17 protein-coding genes are annotated in these 17,110 nt (G+C 75.7%); 14 read left to right on the top strand and 3 right to left on the bottom strand.

The window, feature by feature from the left end:
• Positions 1-30 precede the first annotated feature (30 nt).
• The 6 genes from hisD to ACI795_RS08040 all read left to right on the top strand — a co-directional run bounded on the left by hisD (position 31) and on the right by ACI795_RS08040 (position 6,288).
• Positions 31-1,335: a histidinol dehydrogenase gene (gene hisD, locus ACI795_RS08065; protein ID WP_457074955.1), complete on the top strand. Its 1,305-nt coding sequence runs from the start codon at positions 31-33 to the stop codon at positions 1,333-1,335.
• Entirely contained in the window at positions 1,332-2,453 is a 1,122-nt protein-coding gene (locus ACI795_RS08060) for a histidinol-phosphate transaminase (protein WP_457074954.1), read from the top strand. The genes hisD and ACI795_RS08060 overlap by 4 nt, the downstream gene beginning before the upstream one ends.
• The gene (gene hisB / locus ACI795_RS08055; RefSeq protein WP_457074953.1) at positions 2,450-3,046 is read left to right on the top strand and encodes an imidazoleglycerol-phosphate dehydratase HisB; all 597 of its coding nucleotides are present in this window, start codon (positions 2,450-2,452) and stop codon (positions 3,044-3,046) included. The genes ACI795_RS08060 and hisB overlap by 4 nt, the downstream gene beginning before the upstream one ends.
• A 5-nt stretch (positions 3,047-3,051) precedes the next feature.
• A complete protein-coding gene (locus tag ACI795_RS08050) occupies positions 3,052-3,228 on the top strand; it encodes a hypothetical protein (protein ID WP_457074951.1) in 177 nt (58 codons plus the stop codon).
• 52 nt (positions 3,229-3,280) lie between these two features.
• On the top strand, positions 3,281-3,919 hold the full coding sequence (gene hisH / locus ACI795_RS08045; protein ID WP_457074950.1) for an imidazole glycerol phosphate synthase subunit HisH: 639 nt from the start codon (positions 3,281-3,283) through the stop codon (positions 3,917-3,919).
• 65 nt (positions 3,920-3,984) lie between these two features.
• On the top strand, positions 3,985-6,288 hold the full coding sequence (locus tag ACI795_RS08040) for a M28 family peptidase (protein ID WP_457074949.1): 2,304 nt from the start codon (positions 3,985-3,987) through the stop codon (positions 6,286-6,288).
• Positions 6,289-6,291: 3 nt separating this feature from the next.
• On the opposite strand, the gene ACI795_RS08035 is transcribed toward ACI795_RS08040, so the two are convergent.
• Together ACI795_RS08035 and ACI795_RS08030 are read right to left on the bottom strand one after the other, a co-directional pair.
• On the bottom strand, positions 6,292-7,065 hold the full coding sequence (locus tag ACI795_RS08035) for an SDR family NAD(P)-dependent oxidoreductase (protein WP_457074948.1): 774 nt from the start codon (positions 7,063-7,065) through the stop codon (positions 6,292-6,294).
• Between the two features lie 16 nt (positions 7,066-7,081).
• A complete protein-coding gene (locus ACI795_RS08030; RefSeq protein ID WP_457074947.1) occupies positions 7,082-7,681 on the bottom strand; it encodes a nitroreductase family protein in 600 nt (199 codons plus the stop codon).
• A 61-nt stretch (positions 7,682-7,742) separates the two neighbouring features.
• On the opposite strand from ACI795_RS08030, the gene priA reads away from it, so the two are divergent.
• From priA to hisF, 3 genes are read left to right on the top strand one after another with little or no spacing between them, the layout of a single operon-like run.
• On the top strand, positions 7,743-8,468 hold the full coding sequence (gene priA / locus ACI795_RS08025; RefSeq protein WP_457074946.1) for a bifunctional 1-(5-phosphoribosyl)-5-((5-phosphoribosylamino)methylideneamino)imidazole-4-carboxamide isomerase/phosphoribosylanthranilate isomerase PriA: 726 nt from the start codon (positions 7,743-7,745) through the stop codon (positions 8,466-8,468).
• Positions 8,465-8,869 (top strand): RidA family protein, encoded by a 405-nt coding sequence (locus ACI795_RS08020; protein WP_457074945.1) that lies wholly within the window; start codon positions 8,465-8,467, stop codon positions 8,867-8,869. The genes priA and ACI795_RS08020 overlap by 4 nt, the downstream gene beginning before the upstream one ends.
• Entirely contained in the window at positions 8,866-9,660 is a 795-nt protein-coding gene (gene hisF, locus ACI795_RS08015; RefSeq protein ID WP_457074944.1) for an imidazole glycerol phosphate synthase subunit HisF, read from the top strand. Before ACI795_RS08020 ends, hisF begins: the two co-directional genes overlap by 4 nt.
• Before the next feature lie 122 nt (positions 9,661-9,782).
• Here the strand turns inward: hisF and ACI795_RS08010 are convergent, their stop codons facing one another.
• Positions 9,783-10,409, bottom strand: coding sequence for a TIGR03085 family metal-binding protein (locus ACI795_RS08010; RefSeq protein WP_457074942.1), 627 nt, complete (start codon positions 10,407-10,409; stop codon positions 9,783-9,785).
• A 129-nt stretch (positions 10,410-10,538) separates the two neighbouring features.
• Here ACI795_RS08010 and ACI795_RS08005 point away from each other — a divergent pair, with 129 nt between their 5' ends.
• From ACI795_RS08005 to ACI795_RS07985, 5 genes are read left to right on the top strand one after another with little or no spacing between them, the layout of a single operon-like run.
• The gene (locus ACI795_RS08005; RefSeq protein ID WP_457074941.1) at positions 10,539-12,350 is read left to right on the top strand and encodes an ABC transporter ATP-binding protein; all 1,812 of its coding nucleotides are present in this window, start codon (positions 10,539-10,541) and stop codon (positions 12,348-12,350) included.
• A 25-nt stretch (positions 12,351-12,375) separates the two neighbouring features.
• Positions 12,376-14,217: an ABC transporter ATP-binding protein gene (locus ACI795_RS08000; RefSeq protein WP_457074973.1), complete on the top strand. Its 1,842-nt coding sequence runs from the start codon at positions 12,376-12,378 to the stop codon at positions 14,215-14,217.
• Positions 14,218-14,246: 29 nt separating this feature from the next.
• Positions 14,247-14,774, top strand: a complete 528-nt coding sequence (locus ACI795_RS07995; protein ID WP_457074940.1) for a hypothetical protein — start codon at positions 14,247-14,249, stop codon at positions 14,772-14,774.
• Complete coding sequence (locus ACI795_RS07990; protein ID WP_457074939.1) at positions 14,758-16,413, top strand: FAD-binding dehydrogenase; 1,656 nt, start codon at positions 14,758-14,760, stop codon at positions 16,411-16,413. Before ACI795_RS07995 ends, ACI795_RS07990 begins: the two co-directional genes overlap by 17 nt.
• Complete coding sequence (locus tag ACI795_RS07985; protein ID WP_457074938.1) at positions 16,410-17,096, top strand: DUF3824 domain-containing protein; 687 nt, start codon at positions 16,410-16,412, stop codon at positions 17,094-17,096. Before ACI795_RS07990 ends, ACI795_RS07985 begins: the two co-directional genes overlap by 4 nt.
• Positions 17,097-17,110 lie beyond the last annotated feature (14 nt).

Genomic DNA, 17,110 nt, shown 5'->3' with positions numbered 1-17,110 from the left:
ACGACGTATACCGCTCTCCGGAGGTGTCTCGTGCTCGCCCGCATCGACCTGCGTGGGTCCGCTCTGCCCGGGCCGCGCGAGCTCGCCCACCTGCTGCCCCGCGCCGCCACCGACATCGACTCGGTCCTCGCGGTCGTGCGCCCGATCTGCGAGGACGTGCGGCTGCGCGGCGCGCAGGCGGTCCGGGAGATCACCGCCCGGTTGGACGGCGTCGACGCCGAGGACTTCGCCGTGCCGCAGGCCGCCCTCGAGGAGGCGCTGGCCGGCATCGACCCCACGTTGCGCGCCGCGCTGGAGGAGTCGATCTCCCGGGTCCGGAAGGTGCACGCCGACCAGCGCCGCACCGACGTCACCACCGACGTCGTCCGCGGCGGCACCGTCACCGAGCGCTGGGTGCCGGTGCGCCGGGTCGGGCTGTACGTCCCCGGCGGGCTCGCGCCGCTGCTCAGCTCGGTGGTCATGAACGTCGTTCCCGCGCAGATCGCCGGCGTGCAGTCCATCGCGGTCGCCACCCCGCCGCAGCGCGACAACGGTGGCCTGCCCGACCCGGGTGTGCTCGCCGCCTGCGCCCTGCTGGGCGTCACCGAGGTGTACGCCATCGGCGGCGCCCAGGCGATCGCCGTCTTCGGCTACGGAGCGGGCGCCTGCGAGCCGGTCGACCTGGTCACCGGGCCGGGGAACGTCTACACGACCGCGGCCAAGCGGCTGCTGCGCGGGCTGATCGGCATCGACTCCGAGGCCGGCCCGACCGAGGTCGCCGTCCTGGCCGACGACACCGCCGACCCGGTGCACGTCGCCGCCGACCTGGTCAGCCAGGCCGAGCACGACCCGCTGGCCGGGGCGGTGCTGGTCACCACCAGCGCGGAGCTGGCCGACGCGGTCGTCGACCTGCTCCCCGGGCAGGTGGCGGCCACCAAGCACAGTGACCGGATCCGCACGGCCCTGGGCGGCAGCCAGTCCGGCGTCGTCCTCGTCGACGACCTGGACGCCGGCCTCGCCGTGGTCGACGCCTACGCGGCCGAGCACCTGGAGATCCAGACCCGGGACGCCCGCGCGGTCGCCATGCGGGTCCGCAACGCCGGCGCGGTGTTCGTCGGCCCGTGGGCGCCGGTGTCGCTGGGCGACTACGCGGCCGGGTCCAACCACGTGCTCCCCACCGGGGGCTGCGCGCGGCACTCCAGCGGGCTGAGCGTGCAGACCTTCCTGCGCGGCATCCACCTGGTCGAGTACGACGAGCAGGCCCTCGCCGAGGTGGCCGGGCACATCGACGCCCTGGCCGGAGCCGAGGACCTGCCGGCGCACGCGGCCGCCGTCCGGGCTCGGCAGCGGGCATGACCTCCCTGGAGGAGCTGCCGCTGCGCCCGGAGCTGCGCGGGCGGACGCCCTACGGCGCCCCGCAGCTGGCCGTGCGGCACGCGCTGAACACCAACGAGAACCCGTACCCGCTGCCCGCGCCGCTGCTGGCCGACCTGGCCACCGCGCTCGCCGAGGCCGCCCCCGGGCTCAACCGGTACCCGGACCGGGAGGCGACGGCGCTGCGCGCCGACCTCGCCACCTACCTGACCCGCACCAGCGGGGTGCCGGTCGCCCCGGCGCAGGTGTGGGCGGCCAACGGCTCCAACGAGGTGCTCCAGCAGCTGCTGCAGACCTTCGGCGGCAGCGGGCGGACGGCGCTGGGGTTCACCCCGTCGTACTCGATGCACCCGATCATCAGCGCGGGCACCGCGACCCGGTGGGTCGACGGGCACCGGCGGGCCGACTTCACCATCGACCCGGCGCGGGCCGCGGCCCAGGTGCGCGAGGTGGGGGCCGACGTCGTCTTCGTGACCAGCCCGAACAACCCCACCGGCACCGCCGTGGAGCTGGACACGATCGCCGAGCTGTACGAGGCCACTCCAGGGGTGCTCGTGGTCGACGAGGCGTACACCGAGTTCGCCCGCGCCGGCACGCCCTCGGCGCTGACCCTGCTGGCCGGCCGGCCGCGGCTGGTGGTCAGCCGCACGATGAGCAAGGCGTTCGGGATGGCCGGGCTGCGGCTGGGCTACCTGGCGGCCGACCCCGCGGTCGTCGACGCCGTCCAGCTGGTCCGGCTGCCCTACCACCTGAGCTCGCTCACCCAGGCCGCCGCCCGGACGGCGCTCGCGCACACCGACGCCCTGCTGGCCACCGTCGACGCGGTCAAGGCCGAACGCGACCGGATCGTCGCGGCGCTGCCCGGCCTGGGTCTGACCAGCGTGCCCAGCGACGCGAACTTCGTCCTCTTCGGCCGGTTCGCCGACGCGTCCGCGGCCTGGCAGGCGCTGCTGGACCGGGACGTGCTGGTCCGCGACGTCGGCCTCCCCGGCTGGCTGCGGGTCACCGCCGGCACCCCGGAGGAGACCGACGCGTTCCTCACCGCGCTGGGTGAGATCGCCGCCGACCACCGCACCACTGAGGGAGACTCGAGCTCATGAGCCGCACTGCACGCGTCGAGCGGGCCACCAGCGAGACCAAGCTCGTCGTCGAGCTCGACCTCGACGGCACCGGCACCTCCGACATCGCCACCGGGGTCGGGTTCTACGACCACATGCTCACCGCGCTGTCCAAGCACAGCGGGATCGACCTGACCGTCCGCGCCGACGGCGACCTGCACATCGACGCCCACCACACCGTCGAGGACGTCGCGATCGCGCTGGGGCAGGCGTTCGCCGAGGCGCTGGGCGACAAGCGCGGGATCACCCGCTACGGCGACGCGACCATCCCGATGGACGAGGTGCTGGTGCAGGCCGCGGTCGACCTGTCCGGCCGACCGTACTTCGTGCACGCCGAGCCGGAGAACATGACGCCGATGATCGGGCCGGACTACCCGACGTCGCTGACCAAGCACGTGCTGGAGTCCTTCGCGTTCAACGCCCGGATCACCCTGCACGTGCGGGTGCTCTACGCCGGCCGCGATGCCCACCACATCGTCGAGGGCCAGTTCAAGGCCCTGGCCCGGGCGCTGCGCACCGCCGTCGCGCTGGACCCGCGGGTCAGCGACGTCCCCTCCACCAAGGGCGCGCTGTAACGCCGATGAACTTCGGGATCGTGCTGCTGGTCGTCGGCGGCTTCCTGCTCGGCGGCGCCTACAGCATCTTCAAGGCCGACTCCGACACCGACGGGCGCACCGGCGTGCAGGTGGGGTTCGCGGTCCTGCTGCTGGTCGCCGCCCTGCTGGCCACGGCGGCGGGCATCCTCCGGCTCGTCTGAGCCGGCGGGAATGCCGGCAGGGTGCGGACGGCTGGTGGGTAGCGTGGCTGCTGTGAAGAAGGTCGTCGTGCTCGACTACGGGTCGGGCAACCTCCGCTCCGCCGAGCGGGCGCTGTCCCGGGTGGGTGCTGACGTCACGGTGACCGCCGACCCGCAGGCGGCGCTGGACGCCGACGGGCTCGTCGTCCCCGGCGTCGGTGCGTTCGCCGCCTGCATGGACGGGCTGCGCGCCGTCGACGGACCCAAGGTGATCGGCCGCCGGCTGGCCGGTGGTCGGCCGGTGCTCGGCATCTGCGTCGGCATGCAGATCCTCTTCGAGCGCGGTGTCGAGCACGGCCAGGACGCCGACGGCTGCGGCGAGTGGCCCGGGGTGGTCGAGCCGCTGCAGGCGCCGGTGCTGCCGCACATGGGCTGGAACACCGTGCAGCCGCCGGAGGGCTCCACGCTCTTCGCCGGCCTGGCGGACCAGCGCTTCTACTTCGTGCACTCCTACGGGGTGCGCGAGTTCCCGCTCGCCGAGGCCGGGGTGACCGGGCGGCTCACGCCGCCGGCGGTGACCTGGGCCGAGCACGGCGACCGGTTCGTCGCCGGGGTGGAGAACGGCCCGCTGTCGGCGACCCAGTTCCACCCGGAGAAGAGCGGCGACGCCGGGGCGCAGCTGCTGACGAACTGGCTGGACACCCTCGACTGAGGTCCCCCCGACGGTGGCCGGGTCGCCCCTAGGGTGATCCGTCCCACGTCTGTCGGAGGTGTCCCGTGCGGTCCGCCCGCCTGCTCGGCCTGGTCGTCCTGCTGCTGCTCGGTGCGCTGGCCGCGCTGAGCATCGCCGTCCTGCAACCGCCGGACCCCGCCCCGGCCGACGCACCCGCCGCTGAGTTCAGCGCGGCCCGGGCCTTCGAGCACGTCGAGACGGTCGCCGCCGAGACCCACGTGACCGGCAGCCCGGCCAACGACCGGGTGCGCGACCACCTGATCGACACCCTCACCGAGCTGGGGCTCGACCCGCAGGTGCACGACGCCGTCGGGATGAACCCGGGTGGCCCGGGGGAGCTCGAGGTGGCCCGGGTCCGCAACGTCGTCGGCGTCCTGCCCGGCGCCGACCCGACCGGCCGGCTGTTCCTGGTCGCCCACTACGACTCGGTCGAGAACGGGCCAGGAGGCAACGACGACGCCGCCGGGGTCTCCACGATCCTGGAGACGGTCCGGGCGCTGACCACCGGGCCCCGGCCGCGCAACGACGTCGTGGTCGTGCTGACCGACGCCGAGGAGGCCTGCCTCTGCGGCGCCGAGGCCTTCGTCCGCGACCACCCGCTGGCCGACGACGGCGGGGTGGTGCTGAACCTGGAGGCGCGGGGCACCGGCGGCCCGCCGGTGATGTTCGAGACGGCCACCGGCAACGCCGCGCTGGCCGGGGTCTTCGCCGACGCCGCGCCGCACCCGGTGGCGACCAGCTTCGCCGTGGAGGTCTACCGGCTGCTGCCCAACGACACCGACTTCAGCCCGTTCCTGGACACCGGCCGGTTCACCGGGCTGAACACCGCCTACATCGACGGGTCGGCGGCGTACCACACGCCGCTGGACACCCCGTCCCGGATGAACCGCGGCAGTCTGCAGGCCATGGGTGACAACACCCTGGCGCTCACCCGCGCGCTGGCGGGGGCCGACCTCGACGAGCTCGCCGAGCCCGCGGCCGGGGACGCGACGTACTTCCCGGTGCTGGGCGGGCTGCTGCGGGTTCCCGGCGCGACGGTGTGGCCGGTGGCACTGCTCGCCGTCGGGACGGTCGGGGCGCTCGCCGTCGTGCTGCGGCGGCGCGCCGGCACCCCGCTGCGCCGCACCCTCGCCGGGTTCGCGCTGGCCGTGCTCCCGGTGGTCGCCGCGCCGCTGGCCGCCCAGGGGGTGTGGGCGCTGCTGGTGGCGGTGCGCCCGGGCTACGGCGGGATGACCGACCCCTGGCGGCCGGGCTGGTACCGGGTCGCGGTGGTGGTGCTCGTGCTCGCCGTCGTCCTGGGCTGGTACGCGCTGCTGCGCCGGCGGGTGGGCCCGGGAGCGCTGGCCGCCGGCGGGATCGGCTGGCTCGCCGTGCTGGGTGTCGTGCTGGCGGTGGTGGCTCCCGGCGGTTCCTACCTGGCCGCCGTCCCGGCGCTGGCGGCGGCACTCGCCGGCGTCGTCGCGGTGCTGGCCCGGCCGGGCCGGGTGCGGCTGGTGGCGGCGGCACTCGCCGGCGTCGTCGCCGTGCTGGTGCTCGCCCCGACGATCGCGCTGTTCTTCCCCGCCCTGGGCCTGGCGACCGGCGCGGCGCCGGCGCTGTTCACCGTGCTGCTCGCCCTGGTGCTGCTGCCGGTGTTCGAGCTGCTCTTCCCCGTCTCGCCGGCCCGTCGACGGGCTGGTGCGCTGGTGCCCGGGGTGGCCGTCGTGGCGGCCGCCGCCCTGCTGGTCACCGGGTTGGTGGTCGACCGGTTCGATGCCGAGCACCCGGCGCCGACCCAGCTGATGTACGCCCTGGACGCCGACGCCGGGGAGGCGTGGTGGATCAGCACCGAGGACGACCCGGTGCCCTGGACGGCGGGGCACGTGGCCGGCCCGGACGCCGACCCGGACGAGCTGACCGAGGCGTTCCCGGTCTTCTCCGGTGACGTCGCCACCGGGCCGGCCGAGGCCGCCGACCTGCCGGCGCCCGGGCTGGCGGTGGCCAGCTCGCCGCTGCCCGGCGACGGCCGGGAGGTGACCGTGCAGGTGACCTCCCAGCGCGACGCGCGGCTGCTGGTGCTCGACGTCTCCGGTGCGGAGGTCGTCGGCGGGGAGGTGCTCGGGCGCGCCGTGCCGGAGAGCGTGCTGGAGGAGCAGCGGCTGACGGTCACCGTGCACGCGCCGCCCGCCGACGGCGCCACCGCCACGTTCCGGCTCGCCGACGACCGGCCGGTCACGGTGCGCGCCCTGGACGGCACCGACGGGCTCACCGAGGTCCCCGGCTTCGACGGACGGCCGGACGGCGTCGGCATCGCCGGCACGCACACCTCGGACCTGCTGGTGGTGTCGACCGCCGCCGAGGTGCCGTGAGCGTCAGCTGCGCAGGTAGGAGGCGCCGTTGACGTCGATGATCGTGCCGGTGGAGAACCGGGCCCCGGGCGAGGCGAGCCAGAGCACCGCCGAGGCGACCTCCTCCGGGCGGGCCACCCGGCCGTAGGGCGACTGCGCCCGCACCGCGTCCCCGCCGGGGCCGTCGAGGACCTCCCGGGCCATCTCGGTCTGCACGAACCCCGGCGCCACGGTGCCCACCGAGATGCCGTGCGGGGCCAGCGCCAGCGCCATCGACTGGCCGAAGGCGTTGAGCCCGGCCTTGGACGCGCCGTAGGCGGGGTTGTTCGGCTCGCCGCGGAACGCCCCCCGGCTGGAGACGTTGACCACCGCCCCGCCGCCGGCGGCGATCAGGTGCGGCAGCGCGCGGAAGGTGGCGTTGGCCGGGCCGACCAGGTTGACCGCCAGGGTCCGCTGCCAGGCCGCCTGCCACTCGTCGTAGCCGGTCTCCAGCGGCGGGTGCGCGGTGAAGACGCCGGCGTTGTTGACCAGCACGTGCAGGCCGCCCAGCGCCTCGGCGGCCTCGTCGACCATCCGCCCGACGGCGTCCGGGTCGGTGAGGTCGGCCTGCACCAGCACGTGGCCCCCGCCGGGCAGCTCGGCCAGCACCTGCTCGGCGCGCTCCCGGGAGCCGCCCCAGTGCACGGCCACCCGGTCACCCTGGGCGGCGAAGGCCAGCGCGATGGCGCGGCCGATGCCGCGGGAGGCGCCGGTCACCAGGACGGCGCGGGAGGTCGACGACTGCTCGGTCTCGGTCACGCGGGGAGTCAACCAGTCACCAGCTGCCCCGGTGCACGACCTCGTCGAGCCCGCGCCGGCCCCGCCTCAGCGAGGGTGACCGCTTGTCCTCCGCGCCCGGCCAGCCAATCGACAGGCAGCCGACCGGGGTGTGCGTGTCCGGCACCCCGAACGCGGCGCACAGGGCGGCGACCCGCTCCGGCGGCACCCCGAAGAAGCACGCGCCGAGACCCTCGTCGACCGCGGTGAGCAGCATCAGCAGCGACGCCATGCCGGCGTCCACGTGCCAGTACGGCACCGGCCAGCGGGCCTCGTCCCGATCGGTCCAGCCCTTGTCCGGCTCGGCGTAGCGGTCGAGGTAGGCGTCCTTGGACGAGAACGGCACGATCAGCAGCGGCGCCCGGCGCATCCGGGTGAGCCAGCCGTCGGGGGTGCCGCCGTCGGTGGTGGCGGCCCAGAACCGGTCGCGCTCCTCGGCGGTCTCCAGCACCAGGAAGGCCCAGCCCTGGCTGAACCCGGCCGACGGGGCGCGGATCGCGTGCTCCAGCAGCCGGTCGCGCACCTCGGGCGGCACGGGCCGGTCGGGGTCGTAGTCGCGCACCATCCGGCGCCGTCGCACCACCTCGCTGAACTCCACGGTGAGCAGCCTGCCGCAGCGGTCCGACAGGACCGTCGGCGGCGTTCCCTAGGCTGGAGCCGTGCCGAAGCTGCAGCTGCTCCCCGCCGTCGACGTCGCCGACGGCCTCGCCGTCCGTCTGGTGCAGGGGGAGGCCGGGAGCGAGACCTCCTACGGCGACCCGCTCGAGGCCGCCCTGGCCTGGCAGCGCGACGGGGCGGAGTGGGTCCACCTGGTCGACCTGGACGCCGCGTTCGGGCGCGGTTCCAACCGCGAGCTGCTGGCCCGCGTGGTCGGCGAGCTGGACGTCGACGTGGAGCTGTCCGGCGGCATCCGGGACGACGAGTCGCTGGCCGCCGCGCTGGCCACCGGCTGCCGGCGGGTCAACCTGGGCACCGCGGCGCTGGAGTCGCCGGAGTGGTGCGCCCGGGCCATCGCCGAGCACGGCGACCGGATCGCCGTCGGCCTCGACGTCCGCGGCACCCGGCTGGCCGCCCGCGGCTGGACCAAGGAGGGCGGCGAGCTCTACGAGACCCTCGCGCGGCTCGACGCGGAGGGGTGCGCCCGCTACGTCGTCACCGACATCACCAAGGACGGCACCCTGCGCGGCCCGAACCTCGACCTGCTGCGCGAGGTCTGCGCAGCCACCCCGCGGCCGGTGGTCGCCTCCGGCGGGGTCAGCTCGCTGGCCGACATCCGCGCCCTCGCCGGGCTGACCGGGGTCGGCGTGGAGGGCGCGATCGTCGGCAAGGCGCTCTACGCGGGGGCGTTCACGCTGCCCGAGGCGCTCGCGGTGACCGCCGAGTGAGCGCCCGGCGGATCGGCTCCGGTGCGCCCTGGGAGGACGTCGTCGGCTACAGCCGGGTCGTCGTCTCCGGCGACGCCGCCTGGGTGAGCGGGACGACGGCGACCGTCGACGGCACCGTGGCCCATCCGGGGGACGCCGCCGCTCAGACCCGGGTGGCGCTCACCGGCATCCAGCGGGCCCTCGACGAGGCCGGGTTCGCGCTCGGCGACGTCGTCCGCACCCGGATGTACGTCACCGACATCGCACGCTGGGAGGAGATCGGCCGGGTGCACGGTGAGTTCTTCGGCGAGGTCCGGCCGGCCACCGCGATGGTGCAGGTGGCCGCGCTGATCGACCCGGCGATGCTGGTGGAAATCGAGGCCGATGCCGTTCGGGGTGCCGCGGTGCGGGGTGCGGCATGAGCCTCGCCGTCCGCGTGATCCCGTGCCTGGACGTCGACGCCGGGCGGGTGGTCAAGGGCGTCAACTTCGTCGACCTGGTCGACGCCGGTGACCCGGTGGAGATGGCCCGGGTCTACGACGCCGAGGGCGCCGACGAGCTCACCTTCCTCGACATCACCGCCAGCTCCGGTGACCGGGAGACCACCTACGACGTGGTCCGCCGCACCGCGGAGAGCGTCTTCATCCCGCTCACCGTCGGCGGCGGGGTGCGCAGCGTCGGCGACGTCGACAAGCTGCTGCGCGCCGGGGCGGACAAGGTCGCGGTCAACACCGCCGCCGTCGCCCGGCCGGAGCTGATCGCCGAGATCGCCGACCGGTTCGGCAACCAGGTGCTGGTGCTGTCGCTGGACGCGCGACGCGTGCGCGACGGCGCGGTCACCGACTCCGGCTTCGAGATCACCACCCACGGCGGGCGCCGGGGCACCGGGCGGGACGCCGTGGAGTGGGTGGTGCAGGCCGCACAGCTCGGGGTCGGCGAGGTGCTGCTGAACTCGATGGACGCCGACGGCACCCGCGCCGGTTTCGACACCGACCTGATCTCGGCCGTGCGCCGCGAGGTCACCGTGCCGCTGATCGCCAGCGGGGGAGCGGGGGCGGTCGACCACTTCCCGCCCGCGGTCGAGGCCGGCGCCGACGCGGTGCTGGCCGCCAGCGTCTTCCACTTCGGCCAGCTGCGGGTCGGGGAGGTCAAGGCCGGGCTGACCGCCGCCGGCGTCCCGATCCGCCAGGAGACCGACCACCCGCTGCGTTGAGCGCCACACCCCGGAGCACTGTGCGCTGAGGGCACGTTCCGCTGCCGGAATGCGCGGTCAGCGCACACTGCTGCGCCGGGTCGGCCAGCAGTCCAGCCCACGTGGCCCGGCCGCCGCCGGGCTCACTCGACGGTCAGGTCCACGCAGGCGACGTCCTGGCGGCCGCTCACCCAGAGCAGCACCTCCAGCGGGGCGCCCACCACGGTGGTGGTCGGCGTGCGCTTGCGCAGCCGCCGCTCGCTGCCCGGCGCCCCGTCGGGGACGTCGCTGCGCCGCACCATCAGCCCGCCGTCGGGGCGGGCGGCCTCCCGGCCGCGGGCCAGGAACGGCACGGCCTTCCACAGCTGGTCCTGCACGCCGCGCGGCAGGTCGCGCGGTGACCAGTCCGGCTGGGCGCGGCGCACGTCCTCGTGGTGGATCACCAGCTCCGCGGTGTTCAGCAGCCGGTCGGCCACCGGCCAGGACCCCGGCAGCCACGGCGGCGGACCGGACCGGAGGGCGGCGACCAGCTGCGGCCAGTCGCGTGCCCCCGCCCGCTGCTGCACCCGCTGGGTCCAGGTCGAGAACGGGCCGCCGAGCGCCAGTCCGGGCATCGAGTCCGGCCGGCGGTCGCGCACCACCAGGTGCGCGGTGAGGTCGCGGGTGGTCCACCCCTCGCACCGGGTCGGCTGGTCGGGACCGAGTTCCTCGAGCAGGTCCGCCAGCGCCGCTCGCTCCGACCGGGACACGGGCACGGCAGAGGTGGGCACACGTCGAGGCTATGCCAGCTCTGCTCCGGCGGGGGCCTCCGGCGAGACGCCCCCGCCCGCAACCGCTTAGGGCGGGTAAGCAACCCGGGTAGGCTGCAGGCACCGCCCGCACCACCGACTGGAGGCCCCGTGCCGCGCCGCAGAGACGCCGTGGTCCGCCGCGGGGTCCGCCACATCGGGCGCGCCATCGCCGGGCAGCCGGGGATCTTCACCCTCGCCGTGCTCGGCAGCAGCCTGTACGGCGGGATGACGGTCGCCAGCGCCTACGTGATCGGCGGGATCACCGAGCGGGTGCTGCTGCCGGCCTTCGACGAGGGCGACACCACCGCCGGCGCCCTCGCCCTGGCCGCACTGGCGATCGTCGTCGTCGCCCTGCTGAAGATCGTCGGCATCCTCGGCCGCCGGCTCTTCGCCGGGATCATGAGCTACCGGCTCCAGGCCGAGTACCGCCGGCGGGTCACCGGTCAGTACCTGCGGCTGCCGCTGTCCTGGCACCAGCGCCACCCCACCGGGCAGCTGCTGTCCAACGCCAACTCCGACGTCGAGGCCGCCTGGTTCTTCGTCTCCCCGCTGCCCTTCGCCTGCGGCGCACTGGTCATGATCGCCATCACCATCGCCGCGCTGGTGCTCACCGACCCGCTGCTGGCGGTCGTCGGCTTCGTCGTCTTCCCGCTGGTCTTCGTGGTCAACGCCGTCTACAGCCAGGTGATGAGCCCGCGCATGGCCCGCGCCCAGCAGCTGCGCGCCGAGGTCAGCGAGATCGCCCACGAGAGCTTCGACGCCGCCCTGGTGGTGAAGACCCTCGGTCGCGAGGCCGACGAGACCACGCGCTTCGCCGCCCGCGCCGACGACCTGCGCGACGGGCTGGTCGCCGTGGGCCGGGTCCGCGGCCTGTTCGACCCGCTGATGGAGGCCCTGCCCAACCTGGGCACCCTCGCCGTGCTGCTGGTCGGCGCCGAGCGGGTGGCCGCCGGCGCCACCGGCGCCGGCGACCTGGTCTCCATCGCCTACCTGTTCACCCTGCTGGCGCTGCCGATCCGCGCCATCGGCTGGGTGCTGGCCGACCTCCCGCGCGCGCTGGCCGGCTGGGACCGGGTCACCCCCGTGCTCGAGGCCACCGGGGAGACCCCGCACGGCCCGGACGCCGCCCCCGGCGGTGACCGCGGCGCCGTCGTCGGCCTGCGCGACGTCGGCTTCGCGCACCCCGACGCGGGACGGCCGACCCTGGAGGGCGTCACCTTCGACGTGCCCGCCGGCCGCACCCTCGCCGTCGTCGGCCCGACCGGCGCGGGCAAGTCGACCCTGGCCGGCCTGCTCGTGCGCCTGGTCGACCCGGAGCGCGGCGACGTGCTGCTCGACGACGTCGACCTGCGCACCCTGCGCGAGGGCGAGGTGAGCGACCAGGTCGCGTTCGTGGCCCAGTCGACCTTCCTCTTCGACGACACCGTGCGCGACAACATCACCCTGGGCGGCGACTTCACCGACGCGCAGGTGCACGAGGCGCTGCGGATCGCCGCTGCCGAGGACTTCGTCGCCCGGCTCCCGCACGGCCTGGACACCCGGGTCGGGGAGCGCGGCGCCAGCCTCTCCGGCGGCCAGCGGCAGCGCCTCGCCCTGGCCCGCGCCGTGGTCCGCCGGCCCCGGCTGCTCGTCCTCGACGACGCCACCAGCGCCGTCGACCCCGCCGTGGAGGCCCGCATCCTGGACGCGCTCCGCGCCGCCGACCGCCCCGCCACCGTGGTGGTCGTCGCCTACCGCCAGGCCACCATCGCGCTCGCCGACGAGGTCGTCTGGCTGGAGCGTGGCCGGCTGGTCGCCCGCGGCACGCACGCCGAGCTGCTCGCGCAGGTGCCCGGCTACGCCCGGCTGGTCCGCGCCTACCAGCAGCCCGAGACCGGCGCCGACGCGGCCGGCCGCGCGCCCGCGGAGGCCCAGGCGTGAGCGGAGTGGACCGAGCGTGAGCACCATGGACACCCCCGGGGACGGCGACGTCGTCCTGGCCGCCGACCGCCGGCCGGAGAGCGCCACCGCCACCCTCCGCCGCGGCCTGCGGATGATGCCCGAGTTCCGCCAGGGCCTGCCGGTCACCTTCCTGCTCGCGCTGATCGCCACCGCCGGCCGGGTGGTCGTGCCGATCGCCGTCCAGCAGGTGCTCGACCGCGGGCTGGGCGCACCCGGTGGCCCGGACATCCCGCTGATCCGCGAGCTGGTGGTGATCTCCGCCGTCGTCGTGGTGATCACCGGCGTCGCCGTCTACCGGATGAACGTGCGGCTGTTCCGCACCACCGAGACCGCGCTCGCCGGGCTGCGGGTGCGCGCCTTCCGGCACGTGCACGACCTGTCCGTGCTGCACCAGCAGGGCCAGCGGCGCGGCTCGCTGGTCTCCCGGGTCACCAGCGACGTCGACCAGCTGTCGGTCTTCATGCAGTGGGGCGGCGTCCTCGGCCTGGTCAGCGTCGGCCAGCTCGTCGTCGCCACCGTCGTCATGGCGGTCTACTCCTGGCAGCTCACCCTGCTGGTGCTGGCCTGCTTCGTGCCGCTGGCGATCGCGGTCAAGTGGTTCGCCCGGCGGCTGGCCGCGGTCTACGGCGTCGTGCGCGAGCGGGTCGGTGACGTGCTGGCCGCCGTCGGCGAGTCCGTCGTCGGCGCCCCCACGGTGCGCGCCTACGGCATCCGGGCCCGGACGGCGGCCCGCATCGACCGCGCCATCGACCGGCACTACCGCGCCTCCATCGACGCGCAGAAGGTCACCGCCGGGGTCTACGTCAGCGGCGAGCTGGTCGCCGCGATCGCCAACGCCGCGGTCGTGGTGGTCGGTGTGCTGCTCGGCATCGCCGGGGACATCAGCGCCGGCACGCTGGTCGCCTTCCTGTTCCTGGTCACCCTCTTCGTGGCGCCGGTGCAGACCGCCAGCGAGGTGCTCAACGAGGCGCAGAACGCCGTCGCCGGGTTCCGCCGGGTGCTCGACGTGCTCGACACCGAGCCCGACGTGCAGGACCCCGCCGCGGGGCGTGCGCTGCCGCCCGGCTCCCTGGACGTGCGGTTCGAGCACGTCTCCTTCGCCTACTCGGCCGGCGGCCGCAAGGCCCTCGACGACGTCGACCTGACCATCGCGGCCCGCACCCGGGTGGCGATCGTGGGCGAGACCGGGTCGGGCAAGACCACGTTCGCCAAGCTGGTCACCCGGCTGATGGACCCGACCGAAGGGCGCGTCCTGGTCGGTGGCGTGCCGCTGGCGGAGGTCGCGTTCGCCTCGCTGCGCCAGCGGGTGGTGATGGTGCCGCAGGACGGGTTCCTCTTCGACGCCTCGGTCGCCGACAACGTCCGCTACGGCCGGCCCGGCATGACCGACGCGCAGGTCACCGCCGCCTTCGACGAGCTGGGCCTGGGCGACTGGGTCACCGGCCTGCCCGACGGCGTGGCCACCCCGGTCGGCCAGCGCGGGGAGTCGCTCAGCGCGGGGGAGCGGCAGCTGGTCGCCGTCGCCCGCGCCTACGTCGCCGACCCCGACCTGCTGGTGCTCGACGAGGCGACCAGCGCGGTCGACCCGGCCACGGAGATGCGGCTGACCCGGGCGCTGGACGCGCTCACCGACGGGCGGACGACGCTGACCATCGCCCACCGGCTCTCGACCGCGGAGCGGGCCGACGAGGTGCTCGTCGTCGACGCGGGCCGGGTCGTGCAGCGCGGCACGCACGCCGAGCTGGTCGACCGCGACGGTCCCTACGGCCGGCTGCACGCCTCCTGGCGGCGCAGCTCCGGCCGGCAGCCGGAACCGGCAGCCCCCGTCCAGCCGCTGCCCAGCTGAGCGTCAGGGGGTCGTCCTACCCTCCGGGCATGCCGTCGCCCCGGCCGCAGGCCCGCTCCCGTCAGCCCCAGCCGCGCCGGCCGCTCGGCCGTGGCTTCACCGCCGCGCCCGCCGCACCCACCCGGCCCCAGGCCGCCCCGTTCGCGGCGGTGTTCGGCCTGCTCGTCGCGGTCGAGGACCTCTGGCTGGGCTGGCTGCTGTGGGATGCCGACCCCGGCTGGGGCTGGTACCTGCTGGGGCCGGTGGCGCTGGCCGCCCTCGCCGTCCTCGGGGCGGTGCTGGTCTGGCGCGGCACCGGCCTGGGGCCGCTGCCCGGCTGGCTGCTGCTCCTGCTGGCCTGCCTGCTGCCCCTGATCGGGCTGCTGGTGCTCGCCGGCTTCTTCGGGCTGCTCGGTGGCGGCTCGGCGGCGGCCTCGCCGCTGCTGCTCGCCGTCGGGCCGCTGGGCGGGCTGGTGCTCGCCGCGCAGCGCCCGGTGCGGGAGTGGGCCCGCGCGGGTCGTCGGGCGCCGTCGGCGCCGCACGCCCGCTACCGTCGCGGTGGTGAGCACCGACGCTGACGTGATCGTGGTGGGAGCGGGGCTGGCCGGGCTGGTCGCCACCGCCGAGCTGGCCGAGGCCGGCAAGCGGGTGCTGCTGCTGGACCAGGAGCCGGCGACGTCGCTGGGTGGGCAGGCGCACTGGTCCTTCGGCGGGCTGTTCCTCATCGACACCCCCGAGCAGCGCCGGCTGCGGGTGCAGGACTCCCTCGAGCTCGCCCGGCAGGACTGGTTCGGCGCCGCCGGCTTCGATCGTGAGGAGGACCACTGGCCCCGCCAGTGGGCCGAGGCCTACCTGCAGTTCGCCGCGGGGGAGAAGCGCGCCTGGCTGCGCGCCCAGGGCGTGCGGTTCTTCCCGGTGGTCGGCTGGGCCGAGCGCGGCGGCTACACGGCCACCGGCCACGGCAACTCGGTACCGCGCTTCCACGTCACCTGGGGCACCGGCCCCGGCGTGGTCGCCCCCTTCGCCCGCCGGGTCGCCGACGCCGCGGCCCGCGGGCTGGTCGACGTCCGCCACCGGCACCGGGTCGACGGGCTGGTCGTCACCGACGGCGCGGTCACCGGCGTCCGGGGCGCGGTGCTCGAGCCCAGCGACGTCCCCCGCGGGGTGGCCAGCTCCCGGGCCGAGGTCGGCGAGTTCGCGCTCTCCGCCCAGGCCGTCGTCGTCACCTCCGGCGGCATCGGCGCCAACCACGAGCTGGTCCGGCGCAACTGGCCGGCCCGGCTCGGCCCGGCGCCCCGGCGGCTGCTCTCCGGCGTCCCCGCGCACGTCGACGGCCGGATGCTGCAGATCACCGAGGCCGCCGGTGGCAACGTCATCAACCCCGATCGGATGTGGCACTACACCGAGGGCATCGCCAACCACTCGCCCGTCTGGGAACGGCACGGCATCCGGATCCTGCCCGGGCCCTCCTCGCTGTGGCTGGACGCCACCGGGACCCGGCTGCCCGTCCCGCTGTTCCCCGGCTTCGACACCCTCGGCACCCTCGCGCACATCGGCACGACCGGCTCCGAGCACACCTGGTTCCTGCTCACCCAGAAGATCGTGGAGAAGGAGTTCACCCTCTCCGGCTCCGAGCAGAACCCCGACCTCACCGACAAGGACCTGAAGCTGCTGCTCACCCGCGTGCGCAGCGGGGCCGCCGCACCGGTGCAGGCGTTCCTGGACCGCGGGGAGGACTTCGTCGTGGCCCCCACGCTGCCGCAGCTGGTCGCCGGGATGAACCGGCTCACCGGCGACACCCCGCACGTCGACCTGGCGACCGTCGAACGAGAGGTCGTCGCCCGCGACCGCGAGATCGCCAACCGGTTCACCAAGGACGCCCAGGTCACCGCCATCCGCCAGGCCCGCAGCTACCTCGGCGACAAGCTGATCCGGGTCGCGCAGCCGCACCGGCTGCTCGACCCCGACGCCGGCCCGCTGATCGCCGTGCGGCTCAACCTGCTCACCCGCAAGACCCTCGGCGGCCTGGAGACCGACCTCTCCGGCCGGGTGCTCCGCGCCGACGGCGAGCCCTTCCCCGGCCTGTTCGCCGCCGGGGAGGTCGCCGGCTTCGGCGGCGGCGGGATGCACGGCTACCGCTCGCTGGAGGGCACCTTCCTGGGCGGCTGCCTGTTCTCCGGCCGGGTCGCCGGGCGCGCGCTGGCGGCGGCCCTGTGAGCGCCCCGGACTGGGACGCCGTGCCGCCCCACCCCCAGCAGCCCGCCGGCCCGCCCTACGGCGGCCCGCCGCCGATGCCGCAGCAGTGGGCCCCGCCGCCGGCCGCCCAGCAGTGGGGCCCGCCGCCGATGCCGCAGCAGTGGGGCCCGCCGCCGGCCGCCCAGCAGCAGTGGGGCCCGCCGCCGGCCGCCTCTCAGCAGTGGGGTCAGCCGCCGTACCCCGGGTGGGGCGGGTACGCCCCGCCCTTCGCCCGCGGACCCCGCCGCCCCGGCGTCGTCCTCGGCGCCGCGGCGCTGGCGTTCGGCTCGGCGCTGCTCACGCTGGTCGGCACCGTCTACGCGATGGCCTTCAGCGCGCTGCTCGCCGTCACCCGCGGACCCTCGGCCGGCATCGGACCGTGGATCGCCCTGGTGCAGCTCCTCGTCGTCGCGCTGTTCGTGGTCGGCGGGCTGATGGCGCTGTCCGGCGGGCGCCGCGAGTGGCTGCTGGGTGCGGCCGTCGCCCAGGTCGGCCTGTCGGTGTACTGGGTGGTGGTGCTGACCAGCGCCGCCCCCGCGCCGATCGGCGACACCGTCCTCGTGCTGCCGGTCCTCTACGGCGCCCTCGCCGTCGCCGCCGCCGGTCTCACCTTCCTGCCCGACGCGGTGGCGTGGTCCCGGGCGGCCCAGGCCCGCAGGGGCTGACCGGGCGGTCGCGG

Source organism: Modestobacter sp. SYSU DS0290, assembly GCF_054050955.1.
The sequence above is the reverse complement of the archived record's forward strand: the minus strand, read 5'-3'. Positions and strand labels throughout refer to the sequence as shown.